Consider the following 13,813-nt stretch of genomic DNA (forward strand, 5'->3'; position numbering starts at 1 on the left):
GGGGTAAGGCTAGCCTATCCTTACTGTCCTGCTGCCACCCCGTGGTCGGTCCACGCCGCCCAGAGACGTGCGTAGCGACCGCCTCGGCGGTCGGCGAGCTCGGCGTGCGTCCCGTACTCGACGATGCGGCCGTGCTCCATCACGGCGATCGCGTCCGCGCGAGCCGCCTGCGTCAGCCGATGGGCGACCACCAGGGTGGTCCGGCCCTCGGTCGCGGCCAGGGCCGCGTCCTCGAGTTCGCGGGCGCTGGCACTGCCGGCCTCTGCCGTCGCCTCGTCGAGGACGACCACCGACGGGTCGGCCAGGACCACACGGGCGAGCGCGATGTGTTGACTCTGCGCGGCGGTGAGCGCGAGTCCGCCCTCGCCGACACGGGTGTCGAGCCCCTCGGGCAGGGCGGTGACCCATTCCCGGGCGCCGACCACGTCGAGAGCCCGCCACACCGCGTCGCGGTCGGCGTCGGGGGCGGCGAGCACCAGGTCGTCGACGAGGGGGCCCGCGAACACGTGCACCTCCTGCGTCACCGTGACCACATGGCGTCCCACCGTGTCCGGCGGCAGGTCCGACGGCGCCACACCGCCGACCCGCACCGACCCCGACCCGGGGCGCAGTGTCCCGGCCACGACGGCGGCGAGTGTCGTCTTCCCCGCCCCGGTCGACCCGACCAGCGCCGTCCGGGTGCCCGGCTCCAGTGTCAGCGAGATGTCGTGCAGCACAGGCCGGCCCGAGACGTACGAGTGGCAGACCGCGTCGACGACGACGCGGGAGTCACTCGGTTCGCCCACCCGGGCCGGCGACGCGTCCGGGATGTCGCACACACCGACGAGGCGCGACAGGCTGGCCGCGGCCGCCTGGATCTCGTCGAAGTCGAACATCAGCGCGCCGATGGGGTTGAACAGTCGGTGGAACAGCAGCGCCGCCGCCGTGACCGCTCCGACCGTCACCGCGTCGTCACGGACGAGCGCGAACCCGACGACGAGGATGGCTGTAAGACCGATGAACTCGGCGCGGTTCACCCGACCGACGAACCGCGTGAACTGTCGGAACACACCGATCGAGATGTCGCGGGCACGGGCGGACGACGTGTGGATCAGGTCGCGGTGGTGGTCGTGCCGCTCGTAGGCGGCGATGGTCGGCAGACCCTGCAGCGACTCGACCATCGACTGTGCGCGGGCGGCGATGGCCATGCGTTCGTCGCGGTACATCGGCGCCGATCGGGGCAGGTACCAGCGCAGCGCCATGACGTAGGCCGGGACGCTCAGCGCGCCGGCCAGCCCGAGGCGCCAGTCGATCCCGGTCATCGAGACCAGCGTCAGCACACCGAGGAAGAACGCGTTGATCATCGTCGGCAACACCTGCGAGACGGCACGGGTCACCGCGCCGACGTCCGCGCCGACACGCGACAACAGGTCACCGCGACCGGCCGCGTCGACGACACCGATCGGCAGTCGCAGCGCTCGGTCGAGAACGGTCTCACGGAGGTCGGCGAGGGTCTGTTCACCGAGACGTTGGACGAGATAGCCCGACACCCCCGTCCCGAGCCCACCGAGCAGTGCGGTCACCGCGATCAGCACGGCCGGTCCGATGATCTCGCCGGCCGATGCGCCGTCGCGGACACGGTCCACGAGGACACCGAGCACGTAGACCGGGACGACCGAGAGGCCCGCGGCAACGAACCCGGTGGCGACGGTGGCCGCGAGGAGTCCGGGGCGACGGCGCAGGTCGTCGGTGAACCAGCGCAGGGTCCGCCGCCACTCCGCGACGGGCAGGACGGGGGTCACGTCCGGGACGGTCACCGCGCCACCGCCTCGCGGTAGCGGGCGTCGGTGGTGGCGAGTTCGGCGTGGGTCGAGGACGCCACGACGGTGCCGTCGACCACCAGGACGACGCGGTCGGCCGCCGCGAGGAGTGCAGGCGAGCTGGCGACGACGACGGTGGTCGCCCCACCACCCGACCGGATCGACCGGATCCCCTGCGCGATGGTGTGTTCGGTGACCGCGTCGACCGCCGTGGTCGGGTCGTGCAGCACGAGCACGTCGGGAGCGGCGAGCAGGGCACGCGCCAGTGCGAGTCGTTGCCGCTGGCCGCCAGACAAGCTCGCCCCGCGTTCGGCCACCGGGTGGGCGAGACCGCCGGGGTGCACGGCGACAACGTCGTCGGCTGCGGACGCGGCGAGCACCGCGTCGAGCGCGGGTGCGTCACCGAGCCCGTCCGCGCCGCCCATCCAGTCGATGTTCGAGCCGAGGGTGCCGGTGAACACGTGCGCGTCGTGCGGTGCGACCACGAGGCGACGACTCCGCTCCCCCACCGACATCGACGCCGTCGGGACGCCGCCGACCGCGACGGCGTACCCGGGCCCGTCCATTGCGCCGGACAGCGCGTCGACCACCGCGACCGCGTCGCGCGCGGACGGTGCGAGCACCCCGAGCATCTCGCCGGGCGCCGCGTCGACGGTGAGGTCGATCCCCCGGTCCGGGTCGTCGATGCGCAGGGTCAGCCCACCGCGCTGTCCCGATCCGGGCGCCGACACCGCGCCCGTCGTGGTCTCGGGCGGGTCGACGGCAAGCACCTGGGCCACACGATTCGCGCTCGCCCGTGCCTCGGCGACCCAGCTCGGGACGATCGCGAGGAGGGAGAAGGGCTCGATGAGGAACTGCGCGAGGCCGATCACCGTGATGAGCTCGCCGATGGTCGCGTCCCCGTCGATGGCGACGAACACCGCGACCACCGCCACCGCCATCGCGGCCAGGGCACCGACCGCGGCCGACAACCCCATGTGCACGCTCTGGATGCGAGCCGCGCGGAGGGCCGCGGCGAGCGCGACTCGCGACGAGCGGCGATAACGGGCCGACGCCGCACCGGTCGCCCCGAGGCCCTGCAGGGGCCGCAGTCCGCTGACGAGGTCTGTCGCCAATCCCGATGTGGCACCGACCGTCTCCTGCTGGACCTCTACGCGTCGCGCGATCATCGGGGCGGTCAGCTGCAGCCCCGCGACCACCAGCGGGATGCCGACGAGCACCATCACGCCGAGCGGGATGTCGATGGTGAGCAGCACGACACCGCACGCGACGGTCGCGACCACCGCACCGGTGACGCGGGGGACGTAATCGATCACATACGAGGTGTTGTCGGCGTCGGTCGTGGAGATCGACAGCAGTTCACCCGCGCTGTACGGGGTGCCTGTCGTCGACGCGGACGGCAGACCACCCGGGTGCAGGGCTCGCGCACTCAACTCGTCACGGAGCCAGTGCGATTCCTGCGCGATACCGGTCATCAGCATCCGCGCACCGAGGCGGTACACGGTGGTGAGCACGATGAAGACGGCGGCGAGGACGGCGATCCACGTGACGATCGACGGGTACGAACCCGACGTCACCGCCCGGTCGACGATGATGCCGATGAGGACGGGGACGGCGACCTCGCACATCTGGTGCGCGGCGATCAGCGTCGACCCGGGGACCAGCCACCGTACAGTGCGGCGGACCGTCCGGCGCAGCACCCACCCGCCCGTGATCGGCGACGCGGCCGGGGCGTTCGACGTCACTCGGCCATCTGCTCGACCAGCGACCGCGGTCGCAGGTCGGTCCACGCGGTGGTCACGTACTCGAGGCAGTCGTCGCGCGACGAGCCCTCCGGACCCCCGAACACCGTGGTCCATCCGGCCGGGACGTCCGCGAAGGTGGGCCACAGCGAGTGCTGCCCCTCGTCGTTGACCAGGACGACGAAGGTGCCGTCGGCGTCGTCGAAGGGGTTGCCCGACATCGCTTTTGCCTCTCGTGTGGCGGACCGCGGCCGGGGAGGGCGCGGTTGAACCTCGAACGGTGGCGATGGTATCAAAGGTAAGCCTAACCAAAACACCGGGTCGCGGGGCCCCCGGGCTCGGAGGGACACATGCGCGTCGTCATGCTCGGCTACCAGACCTGGGGCCACAAGACCCTCGAGACGCTGCTCGCGTCACGACACGAGGTCGTCCTGGTGGTGACGCATCCGCCGAGTGACCATGCCTACGAGTCGATCTGGGCGGATTCTGTCGAGGATCTCGCCCGCGACGCCGGCGTGGACGTCCATCTGGCCAAGCGTCCCGACGAGGCGTTGACCGCCCGGGTCGCCGAACTCGCCCCCGACGTGATGGTCGCCAACAACTGGCGCACGTGGCTGCCGCCCGAGTTGTTCACGATCCCGGCCCACGGCACCCTCAACCTGCACGACTCGCTGCTCCCCCGGTTCACCGGCTTCTCGCCGGTGATCTGGGCGCTCATCAGCGGCGCGTCGGAGACCGGGTTGACCGCGCACATGATGGACGACGACCTCGACACCGGCGGGATCATCTCGCAGCGGGCCGTCCCGATCACCGACACGTCGACCGGTCCCGGCCTGGTCCGCGCCACCATCGACCTGATCCCGGAGGTCCTGCTCGACGCGCTCGACCGACTCGAATCGGGTACGGCGACACCGACACCGCAGAACCTGGCCGAGCGCACCTTCTTCCACAAGCGTTCCGAGCAGGACAGTCTCGTCGACTGGCGTCTGCCGGCGCAGGAGATCGAGCGGTCGGTGCGGGCGTTGCAGGACCCGTATCCCAACGCCTACACCTTCTTCCGCGGTGAGCGCCTGCGGATCGTCGAGTCGCACGTCTCGCGCAGCGTCTACGGCGGGACCCCGGGCCGGGTCTTCATCGCCGAGGACGGGGGGATGGTGATCGTCGCCGGCGCCGACGCCTACCGCGGTGGTTCGCCCGGTCTGGTCCTCGACGTCATCCGCACCGACGACGGTGTGGAACACAAGGCCCTCGAGTGGTTCGGCCACGGCGGCGGGTACCTCACCGCGACGCCCTGAGCCCCAACGTGTGCGCGATTGCGACCACGGCACCGAGGATCGCGAGCGCCAGCCCGACGACCAGGGTGAGCCAGTGCGACGTCCAGTGCCCGACACCCCAGACGCCGGCGCCCGCGAGGACGACGACGGAGACCCACGACACCCACGGGCGACGGACGACCGCCGCGACGAACGGTGGGCCGGCAAGCGACAGACCCATCACCACGAACGGCCACCAGTCGACGAGCTCGGTGATCGGGTCACCACACGAGAAGCCGTCGTGGCCGGTGGTCCCGGTCTTCGAGCATCCGAGATCCGTCGCCCCGATCGTGGCGGTCGACGCGGCTCCCACGATCGCTGCCGCACCGATCGCCAGGATGCCCCATGGGATCGCGATCAGCCACGAGCGCGAGGCGCGCGCGATCACTGCCCGCGTTCGCGCTCCACGCGTCGCCGCCGTTCGATCTCACCTTGCCTGCGCTGGGCTTCCGCGCGCTCGCGGACCTGCTTGAGGAACGCCGCGTCGGCCTCGGGGTCCTGCGGGACGAAGCGGCCCGGGTGGTCGTACTCGGGGAAGCCCATCGCCGACGCCTGGCCAGGGCGGTCACGGCCGACGCGTCCCGAGAACCCGGCGACGGGCCGACCGGCGACGAACCACACCACCGAGCCGACGAGCGGCAGGACGATGACGAGCAACAGCCACGCCCACCGGGGCAGTCCGCGGACGAGGGCGTCGTCGCTGCTCACGATGTCGATCAGGGCGGCGATCATGACCACCAGGACGATGAGACCGAGATACGGCACGGGAACCCCTCCAGTCGGACGAATGCGACGGACAGCGTAACCCGGTCGTTGTTCATGCGTACGACTGATGATGGCGATGTCGTCAATCCGACGACAGGTCCGGCGTCAGCGCCACGGCATCCGACGGTTCCACCACGGCAGCGTGGGGAGGGCGGCGATCTCTGTCGTGACCTCGCGGTACCGCTCGTCGAGGCGCTGCACCTCGACAGCGAGCCGGTGCCGCCGTCGGCCGCCGTTCCGGATGAGACGCTCGAGCCGAAGGCGCGAGTCGTCGAGCAGCTCTCCGTCACACGCGGGACAGTCCGTGTGTCCCTCGCGGAGGCGGAGGGGTGCGCACGGGCGACCGGGATCGCCCCGACGCACACGGTTTTCGGTCCGTTCGACGTGGGCGCGCCACAGAGCGAGGTACCTGAGTGCGGCGCCGTCGTCACGACGCCGACGCGTCCGGTGCGGGTTCACCCTCTCGGGCGGTGGATCTCCATCTCATCTCTCGCGCACTGGGGAACCGGACGACGAAGCGGCCGGGCGCGAGTCACCTTCCGTCAGCCAACAGCGGCGGCCGTCGGCGGTCAAGTGCCGGCACAGTGCATCAGGACTCCTGGTCGCGCCGTTCGGTCTCGGCGCGGCGACGTTGCTCCTCGGCGCGTTCACGGACCTGCCGGCGGAACTCGGCCTCGGCGTCCGGGTCCTCGACGCGACCCTTCGGCTCGTCGGGGACGTCACCGGCGACCCGACCCGAGAATGCCGCGCGCGGCCGGCCTGCGATGACCCACACCACCGACCCGACGAGCGGGACCGCGACCACGAGCAGGATCCATCCCGATCGCGGCAGACCGCGGATGGCGGACTCGTCGCTGCCGACGATGTCGACCAGCGCAGCGATCATCACGAGGACGGTGATGAGACCCAGGTACGGCATCCCTCCACGCTAACCGCCATGTCACGGGGCCGGCCGGCGTCGACGCCCCGAGGCGGGAGCCCACCATACGATACGAGCCCGTCTCGTTTCATGTAGTGTCGTCCCGGTGTCGTCCACCTCCCCCGCGTCGACGGACCTGCCACGCGGTCGCCCGCGGGACCCGAGCCGTGACGCAGCGATCATGGATGCGGCGATCGAGCTCCTCGTCCGAACCGGCTACGACCGTCTGACCATGGAGGGTGTCGCCGCCGAAGCAGGCGTCGGCAAGGCCACGGTCTATCGACGGTGGGCCGGCAAGGCCGATCTCGTCATCGACGCCATGGCGACGCTCAAGCCGGTCAGCGGCACCATCGACACGGGGAGCCTCGACGACGACATCGAGCAGATGGCCGCCGTGTCCTGCAGCCCGCAGTCGCAGCGGCTGATCGAGGTGATGGCCAGCGTGTGCTCCGCGTTGTCGCGCGAACCCGATCTGCTCGAGGCCTTCCGGACACGCTTCACCGAACCCCGCATCGCGCGACTGACCGAGATCCTCGAACGGGCACGGCGCCGTGGCGAACTCGACGCGGGAGTCGACGTCGCCATCGCGGCGAGCCTGCTGCCGTCACTGATGCTGCACCGCGCCCTCACGACCGGCCGACCCGCCGGCCGCGACTACGCCGAACAGATCGTCACCACCGTCCTGCGACCGGTGCTCGGGCTCCCCGCGCGCCCCTCCGCCCCTCACCCGAAAGACACCGATGACTGAGCCCACAGACACCTCACCGAACCGGAACGGCGGGATCGCCCTCGCCGTCATCTGCGTCGCACAACTCATGGTGGTGCTCGACGCCACCGTGGTGAACGTCGCGCTGCCCAGCATCCGCACCGACCTCGACTTCTCGGCGGCGAACCTCACCTGGGTCGTCACCGCGTACTCGCTCGCCTTCGGCGGACTCCTCCTCTTCGGCGGCCGGATCGGCGACCTGTACGGGCGTCGGAAGATGTTCATGATCGGCGTCGGGCTCTTCGCGGCGGCATCGCTCGTGGGCGGATTCGCCACCGGCGAGGCCATGTTGATCATCGCCCGGGCGGCCCAGGGCGCCGGCGGCGCCATCGCCGCGCCCACGGCGCTCGCGCTGCTCGCCACCACGTTCACCGAACCGAAGGCGCGTGCCCGTGCGTTCGGGGTGTTCGCGGCCATGGCCGCGTCCGGCGGCGCCCTCGGCCTGTTGCTCGGCGGGGTGCTGACGGACTACGCCAGCTGGCGGTGGGCTCTGTTCATCAACGCACCGATCGGCATCCTCGTCCTCGTCCTGGCACCGCGGGTGCTCGCCGAGTCGCAGGGTTCGGGGACGAAACTCGATCTGCCCGGGGCGATCTCGGTCACCGCGGGGATGTCGATCCTCGTCTACGGCCTGACCAAGGCCGCCGACGACGGCTGGGGATCGACGACCACCGTCGTCACCCTTGTGATCGCCGCGGCGCTGCTGGCGACCTTCGTCGTCGTCGAGCACCGGACGAGTCACCCGCTGATGCCGTTCCACGTCTTCGCCGACCGCAACCGCACGGGGTCCTACCTCATCATGCTGTTCCTCGCGGGGGCCTTGTTCACGACGTTCTACTTCATGGCCCAGTACCTGCAGAACGTGCACGGCTGGACCCCGTTCGAGACCGGCCTCGGCTTCCTGCCCATGCCGACGACGATCATGGTCATGTCGATCGTGGTGGTCCGGCGGCTCATCCCCCGCATCGGTGTCCGTCCGTTCCTGACGGTCGGTCCGATCCTGGCCCTCGTCGCGATGGTCGCGTTCACCCGGCTCGGGGTCGACAGCAGCTACTGGCCGTTCCTCGGCTGCCTGCTGCTGCTCGGCCTGGGCATGGGGTGCAGCTTCGTACCGCTGACCATGACGGCGGTCAACGGCGTCGCACCGCACGAGACCGGTCTGGCCTCCGCGCTGCTCAACACGGGCCAACAGGTCGGCGGTGCCATCGGTCTCGCCGTCTTCGGGACCGTCTTCGCGCACGCCGCGGAATCGCGCGGCGCCGACCTGGGTCCTGCCGCACGAACGGCGGCCGGGCAGGCCGAGATCTTCGTCGCCGGACAGCAACACGCGTTCCAGGCGGCCATCGTGGTGGTCGCGCTGGCCCTCGTCGCGTCGTTGGCCCTCATCCGCGTGAACAAGGTCGGTGCCGCCGCGGCCCCGGCCGCGGAGCCCGCGCTGACGGAGTGACCCTGGTGTACGGGGCGGGGGGGTCTACGGGGCGGGGAGTTTGTCGGGCGCCCGGACGATGTCGACGCGGGTGATGCGGTCGCCGTCCAGCGTCAGGCTGATCACGCTGTCGACCCTGCCGTCGCGGACCGCGGCCACGGCGAGCCGGCCGTTCACCGCGATCGGGGTCAGCTCGTTCGCGGCGACCCGCGTCGCGAGGATCCCGAAGAGGAAACGCATGACCTTGTCGGCACCGACGATGGGCCGGCGGGCTGCGCTGACCTTGCCGCCACCGTCGCTGGTGAGCACCACGTCCGGGTCCAGGGCGGCGAGACATGCGGCCATGTCTCCCTCGAGCGCGGCCGACAGGAATCCCCGGACGGCGGAATCATGTTGCGCGGCAGTGACCGTCACCCGCGGCGCCCCGGCGGCCACGTGTGCTCGCGCTCGCGTCGCGAGCTGCCGGACGGCCGCGGGTGTCCGCCCGACCGTCTCCGCCACCTCGGGGAACGGCATGCCGAACAGGTCGTGCAGCACCCAGACGGTCCGTTCGGCCGGGCTCAACGTCTCCAGCACCACGAGCAGCGCGTAGCTCACCTGGTCGTCGAGGGTCACGCGGTCAGCGGGGTCGTCGAGAGTCGCGTGCGTGACCACGGGTTCCGGCAGCCACGGCCCGACGTACTCCTCCCGACGTCGTCGCGCCGACCGCAGGGTGTCCAACGCGGCCCGGGACACGACGACCGTCGACCACGCCTCGACGTCGGCGACCGACTCCTTCCGGTCCGACTCGACGAGCCGGATCCAGCAGTCCGCGACGACGTCCTCGGCCTCGGCGTGGCTGCCGAGGATCGCGTAGGCGATACGGATGAGCCGGGGCCGGACGGCGTCGTAGACCGCGGCGAGCTCGCCCTGCCGATCGGTCACGACGACGCCGCGGTCAGCCACTGTGCGAAGGTCTCCCGCCCCCGCGGGCCGTCGTGCTCGGGCAGCAGCCCTCCGTGCGCCATGCCCTTCCCGGCGGCACCGGGAAGACGGATGCCGATGGCCGGCGTCCGACGACCCCGTGCCCGGAGCAGCCGCCGCACCATGTCCGGCATCTCGAGCACCTCCGGGCCCGCCATCTCCGGTACGAGGCCGCGCGCCTCGCCGCGGGCCAGCCGGACCAACTCGGCGGCGACCTCTCGCGCCGCGACGGGCTGGCTCCGCATCCTCGGCACCATCGCGACCGGTCCACCGCGCGCCAGCATCTGGTCGGCGAACTCGTGGAACTGCGTGGCGCGCAGCACCGTCGTCGGCACCGACGACGCCGCGCAGAGCTCCTCCTGACGGACCTTGCCGGCGTAGTAGCCCCAGTCGACTCGGTCGACACCGACGATCGAGAGAAGCACGTGGTGCGCGACCCCTGCCCGTTCCTCCGCGGCGAGCAGATTCCGCGTCGCGGTCTCGAAGAACGCGATCGACTCCGACCGCTTCAGCGTCGTCACGTTCGTCACGTCGATCACCGCGTCGACGCCGACGAGCGCCGCGTCGAGCCCGTCGCCGCCCACCACGTCCACGCCGACCGAGCGCGCGAGGACCACCGCCTCGTCACCACCGGCGGCGACCGCGTCGCACACCATCCGTCCGATCAACCCGGTCCCACCGGCCACCGCGACACGCATTCCCGATCCTCATCTCGTCGTGAGCGTCCACCTACACAGGGAGGACGAGACAGGTCACCGGAAGTGTGACATCAGCGGCGGCCGGCGCATGTGATGCAGACCTCGGTGGCGGGGATCGCCTCGAGCCTCACCTCGGAGATCTCACCCTCACAGCGCACGCACCGGCCATAGGTCCCGTCGTCGAGCCGGGCGACGGCCGCGTCGATCTCGCTCAGACGCCGGGACGATCGCTCGATCTGGGACACGAGTTGTCCCCGCTCGAACGCGAGGGTCGAGCCCTCCGGGTCGTGTTCGTCGTCGGCGTGTTCGTCCACCGCGGCGTCGACGACGGCGGTCAACCGGGCGCGCATGGACGCAAGCAGCGCCGTCGCCTCGGCGCGCTCGGCGTCGAGCAGCCCGCGGACGATGTCGGGGTCCATGAGTCGCACCGTACGGGGACGCTCGGACACCGAAAACCCCGAGATCAGCGGGAGACGCGGGGGATCACCAACGGGGTGTGGCTCTCCGGGTCGTCGATGATCCGGCACGGCAAGCCGTATACGTCCTCGACGAGGTCCGCCGTGATGACGTCCGCGGGGGCACCCTGCGCGACGATCGCGCCGTCCTTCATCGCGATGACGACGTCGGCGAAGCGGCAGGCGTGGTTGAGGTCGTGCAGCACCGCGACGATCGTCGACCCCTGCGAGCGGTTGAGCCGACCGAACAGGTCGAGGAGCTCGATCTGATGGGCGATGTCCAGGAACGTCGTCGGTTCGTCGAGCAGGATGACGGGCGTCTGCTGCGCCAGCACCATCGCCACCCAGACCCGTTGTCGCTGACCGCCCGACAGCTCGTCGACCGGACGGCCCGCCAGTGCGTCGACGCCGGTGGCGGCCATGGCGTCCGTCACGGCGCGCTCGTCGTCGCGGGAGAACTGCCGCAGCACCCGCTGGTGCGGGAAACGTCCGCGCGCGACCAGGTCGGCGACGGTGATGCCCTCGGGGGCGATGGACGTCTGCGGGAGCAACCCCAGCCGGCGCGCGACGTCCTTGGTCTTCAGCGCGGAGATGTCGCGGCCATCGAGGACCACCTGTCCCCGCGTCGGGGTCAGCAGCCGCGAGAGGCCGCGCAGCAGGGTCGACTTGCCGCACGCGTTCGGGCCGACGATGGCGGTGACGGCACCGGGCGCGATGTCGACCGACAGCCCGTCGACGATGGTCCTCCCGCCGTAGCCGAGCACGAGGTCCCGGGCGCCCAGTGTCGGCGCACTCTCGTTCATCCGCGTCCTCTCCGTACCTGCGTGATCAGCAGCCACACCAGGTAGAGACCGCCGACGCACACGGTGACGGCACCGACCGGCAGCTGCGTCGGGGCGAGGACCGTCTGCGCCACGAGATCACTCACCAGCAGCAGCACCGCACCCATCGCCGCCGAGCCGACCAGTCCGACACCGGCCGCCCCCGACAACCGGCGTGCGAGCTGCGGGGCCGCGAGTGCCACGAACGAGATGGGGCCCGCTGCGGCGGTCGCGACCGCCACCAGCACGACCCCGACGACCAGATAGGCCAGCCGGACGCGTTCCACGCGCACCCCGAGCGCGCCCGCCGCGTCGTCGCCCATCTGCAGGACGGCCAACTGCGACCCGAGTGCGCACACCGCCACGATCGCCCCCGCACTGCACACGGCCACCGGCAGGAGCTGCGTCCACTCGACACCGGAGAGGGTGCCCTGCGACCAGACCGAGGCGGTGATCGCCTGCTTCAGGTCGATCGTGATGACGATCCACTGGTTGACCGAGTTCAGCACCGCGCTCACCGCGATGCCCACGACGATGAGTCGGAACCCCGCAACGCCGGACCGGTAGGCCAGCGCGTAGACGGCGACGGCCGTGATCATCCCGCCGACGATCGCGCCGCCGGCCATCAGGTAGTAGCCGCCACCGAACACCGCCAGCGCGACGAGAGCCCCTGTGTAGGCGCCGATCCCGAACCCGATGATGTCGGGACTGCCCAGCGGGTTGCGGGTCAGCGCCTGGAAGATCGCGCCGGACATCCCCAACACCGCCCCGAGCACGAGCGCGAGCAGGATGCGCGGCATCCGCCACTCGAGGACCACCACCGAGTCGAATCCCGTGTTCTGGCCGGTGAGGACGGACAGCACGGTCGCCGGGTCCACCCGGTACTCACCGACGCCCAGCGCGACGACCGCCGCCACGAGTGCGATCAGGACGAGGCCGGCGACCACGACCACCGTGCGGGCCCGTACACGCATCGACAACCAGCCGCCGCGTCGGATGAGCAGGGTGCGCGGACCCGTCCCGTCCGCCGCGGGCGACGCCGGGCGCGGTGACCGTGCGCGGTCCAAGACGGTCATCGCCGGTCCGTCCCGACACGACGGATCAACCAGATCAGCACGGGCGCACCGAGGAACGCGGTGACGATCCCCGCCGGCAGTTCCGCGGGCGCGATGACGACACGGCCGACGACGTCGGCGGCGAGGAGCAACACCGGCGCCGCGAGAGCGCTGTAGCCGCAGATCCACCGCCAGTCCGGTCCGGTGAACCACCGCACCGCGTGCGGGACCATCAGACCGACGAACCCGATCGGCCCGGCCGCGGCGACGGCCGCTCCCGCGAGCAGTGTCACGGCGACGAGGCCGACGAGTCGGGTCCGAACGACGTCCTGCCCCATCGCGGCGGCCAGGTCGTCACCGAGCGCCACGGCGTTCAGCGACCGCCCGACCCAGACGCACAGCGCGGCACCGACCACCACGAACGGGGTCACGGTCGCGACGACCTCGAGACCACGTCCGTCGAGGGCCCCCGCGTCCCAGAACCGCATCGAGTCGAACGCGCGCGGATTGCGCAGCCGGACGACGTACCCGATGCCGTCGAGAACGGCACCGATGGCGACACCCGCGAGGAGCAGTCGCACCGGGGTGGCCGCCGACCTCCCCGACATCCCGACGAGGTGCACCACGACCATCGCGACCAGGGCGCCGGCGAACGCGAACCAGATGTACCCGGTCACCGACCGGACACCACCGAACGCGACCGCCGACACGACGAACAGCCCCGCCCCGGAGTTCACGCCGAGGATCTGCGTGTCGGCCAACGGGTTACGGGTGAGTCCCTGGATCACCGCGCCGCACAGTCCGAGTGCCAAGCCCACGACGAGACCCAGCAGCGTGCGCGGGACCCGGAGATCGCGCACCACCCAGCCGTCGCCACCGGTGTCGCCCGTCAGTGCGCGCCACACGGTCGCGAGGTCCGTGTGCTGCGTCCCGATCGCGAGACTCGCGATCACCACCGCGACGAGAGAGACCGCCAGCACGACGGCACCGAGCGCGCGACGACGGCGAGACCGAGTCCCGACGTCGGTGGGCCGGAGGGTGACGTCGGGCGTCGACAGCTGCGGCTGGGGTGCGGACACGGCCACGTCGGG

Annotated in this window: 15 protein-coding genes; 3 read left to right on the top strand and 12 right to left on the bottom strand. The window is 71.3% G+C overall.

Features of this window, described 5'->3' with window-relative positions; all coding sequences use genetic code 11:
- Positions 1–20: 20 nt before the first annotated feature.
- From LX12_RS03890 to LX12_RS03900, 3 genes are read right to left on the bottom strand one after another with little or no spacing between them, the layout of a single operon-like run.
- Positions 21–1,796: an ABC transporter ATP-binding protein gene (locus tag LX12_RS03890; RefSeq protein WP_253653233.1), complete on the bottom strand. Its 1,776-nt coding sequence runs from the start codon at positions 1,794–1,796 to the stop codon at positions 21–23.
- On the bottom strand, positions 1,793–3,544 hold the full coding sequence (locus LX12_RS03895; protein ID WP_253653234.1) for an ABC transporter transmembrane domain-containing protein: 1,752 nt from the start codon (positions 3,542–3,544) through the stop codon (positions 1,793–1,795). The genes LX12_RS03890 and LX12_RS03895 overlap by 4 nt, the downstream gene beginning before the upstream one ends.
- A complete protein-coding gene (locus LX12_RS03900; RefSeq protein ID WP_253653235.1) occupies positions 3,541–3,762 on the bottom strand; it encodes an MbtH family protein in 222 nt (73 codons plus the stop codon). The genes LX12_RS03895 and LX12_RS03900 overlap by 4 nt, the downstream gene beginning before the upstream one ends.
- 129 nt (positions 3,763–3,891) lie before the next feature.
- On the opposite strand from LX12_RS03900, the gene LX12_RS03905 reads away from it, so the two are divergent.
- Positions 3,892–4,836 carry a methionyl-tRNA formyltransferase gene (locus tag LX12_RS03905; RefSeq protein WP_253653236.1) on the top strand — a complete coding sequence of 315 codons (945 nt, stop codon included), beginning with the start codon at positions 3,892–3,894 and terminating at the stop codon, positions 4,834–4,836.
- Here LX12_RS03905 and LX12_RS03910 read toward each other — a convergent pair.
- The 3 genes from LX12_RS03910 to LX12_RS03920 all read right to left on the bottom strand — a co-directional run bounded on the left by LX12_RS03910 (position 4,820) and on the right by LX12_RS03920 (position 6,538).
- Positions 4,820–5,242 carry a hypothetical protein gene (locus tag LX12_RS03910; protein WP_253653237.1) on the bottom strand — a complete coding sequence of 141 codons (423 nt, stop codon included), beginning with the start codon at positions 5,240–5,242 and terminating at the stop codon, positions 4,820–4,822. The genes LX12_RS03905 and LX12_RS03910 overlap by 17 nt on opposite strands.
- Positions 5,239–5,619, bottom strand: coding sequence for a PLDc N-terminal domain-containing protein (locus LX12_RS03915; RefSeq protein ID WP_253653238.1), 381 nt, complete (start codon positions 5,617–5,619; stop codon positions 5,239–5,241). The genes LX12_RS03910 and LX12_RS03915 overlap by 4 nt, the downstream gene beginning before the upstream one ends.
- A gap of 589 nt (positions 5,620–6,208) precedes the next feature.
- Complete coding sequence (locus LX12_RS03920) at positions 6,209–6,538, bottom strand: PLDc N-terminal domain-containing protein (protein WP_253653239.1); 330 nt, start codon at positions 6,536–6,538, stop codon at positions 6,209–6,211.
- Between the two features lie 106 nt (positions 6,539–6,644).
- Between LX12_RS03920 and LX12_RS03925 the strand changes: the two genes are divergently transcribed.
- Positions 6,645–7,286, top strand: coding sequence for a TetR/AcrR family transcriptional regulator (locus LX12_RS03925; RefSeq protein ID WP_253653240.1), 642 nt, complete (start codon positions 6,645–6,647; stop codon positions 7,284–7,286).
- Positions 7,279–8,751, top strand: coding sequence for an MFS transporter (locus LX12_RS03930; protein WP_253653241.1), 1,473 nt, complete (start codon positions 7,279–7,281; stop codon positions 8,749–8,751). The genes LX12_RS03925 and LX12_RS03930 overlap by 8 nt, the downstream gene beginning before the upstream one ends.
- 24 nt (positions 8,752–8,775) lie before the next feature.
- On the opposite strand, the gene sigJ is transcribed toward LX12_RS03930, so the two are convergent.
- The 6 genes from sigJ to LX12_RS03960 all read right to left on the bottom strand — a co-directional run bounded on the left by sigJ (position 8,776) and on the right by LX12_RS03960 (position 13,801).
- On the bottom strand, positions 8,776–9,675 hold the full coding sequence (gene sigJ, locus LX12_RS03935; protein ID WP_253653242.1) for an RNA polymerase sigma factor SigJ: 900 nt from the start codon (positions 9,673–9,675) through the stop codon (positions 8,776–8,778).
- Positions 9,651–10,391: an SDR family oxidoreductase gene (locus LX12_RS03940; protein WP_253653243.1), complete on the bottom strand. Its 741-nt coding sequence runs from the start codon at positions 10,389–10,391 to the stop codon at positions 9,651–9,653. Before LX12_RS03940 ends, sigJ begins: the two co-directional genes overlap by 25 nt.
- 71 nt (positions 10,392–10,462) lie before the next feature.
- Positions 10,463–10,810, bottom strand: a complete 348-nt coding sequence (locus LX12_RS03945) for a TraR/DksA family transcriptional regulator (protein WP_253653244.1) — start codon at positions 10,808–10,810, stop codon at positions 10,463–10,465.
- A 44-nt stretch (positions 10,811–10,854) separates the two neighbouring features.
- Complete coding sequence (locus tag LX12_RS03950) at positions 10,855–11,649, bottom strand: ABC transporter ATP-binding protein (protein WP_253653245.1); 795 nt, start codon at positions 11,647–11,649, stop codon at positions 10,855–10,857.
- On the bottom strand, positions 11,646–12,743 hold the full coding sequence (locus LX12_RS03955; RefSeq protein WP_372504921.1) for a FecCD family ABC transporter permease: 1,098 nt from the start codon (positions 12,741–12,743) through the stop codon (positions 11,646–11,648). The genes LX12_RS03950 and LX12_RS03955 overlap by 4 nt, the downstream gene beginning before the upstream one ends.
- On the bottom strand, positions 12,740–13,801 hold the full coding sequence (locus tag LX12_RS03960; RefSeq protein ID WP_253653246.1) for a FecCD family ABC transporter permease: 1,062 nt from the start codon (positions 13,799–13,801) through the stop codon (positions 12,740–12,742). The genes LX12_RS03955 and LX12_RS03960 overlap by 4 nt, the downstream gene beginning before the upstream one ends.
- Positions 13,802–13,813 lie beyond the last annotated feature (12 nt).

It is taken from the genome of Williamsia serinedens, from assembly GCF_024171725.1.
Lineage (GTDB): Bacteria > Actinomycetota > Actinomycetes > Mycobacteriales > Mycobacteriaceae > Williamsia_A > Williamsia_A serinedens.

Bases quoted from the DNA above. Each gene is read 5' to 3' on its own strand.
- LX12_RS03900 (WP_253653235.1), bottom strand. From the start codon at position 3,762: ATGTCGGGCAACCCCTTCGACGACGCCGACGGCACCTTCGTCGTCCTG.
- LX12_RS03905 (WP_253653236.1), top strand. From the start codon at position 3,892: ATGCGCGTCGTCATGCTCGGCTACCAGACCTGGGGCCACAAGACCCTC.
- LX12_RS03920 (WP_253653239.1), bottom strand. From the start codon at position 6,538: ATGCCGTACCTGGGTCTCATCACCGTCCTCGTGATGATCGCTGCGCTG.
- LX12_RS03930 (WP_253653241.1), top strand. From the start codon at position 7,279: ATGACTGAGCCCACAGACACCTCACCGAACCGGAACGGCGGGATCGCC.
- LX12_RS03940 (WP_253653243.1), bottom strand. From the start codon at position 10,391: ATGCGTGTCGCGGTGGCCGGTGGGACCGGGTTGATCGGACGGATGGTG.
- LX12_RS03945 (WP_253653244.1), bottom strand. From the start codon at position 10,810: ATGGACCCCGACATCGTCCGCGGGCTGCTCGACGCCGAGCGCGCCGAG.
- LX12_RS03950 (WP_253653245.1), bottom strand. From the start codon at position 11,649: ATGAACGAGAGTGCGCCGACACTGGGCGCCCGGGACCTCGTGCTCGGC.
- LX12_RS03955 (WP_372504921.1), bottom strand. From the start codon at position 12,743: ATGACCGTCTTGGACCGCGCACGGTCACCGCGCCCGGCGTCGCCCGCG.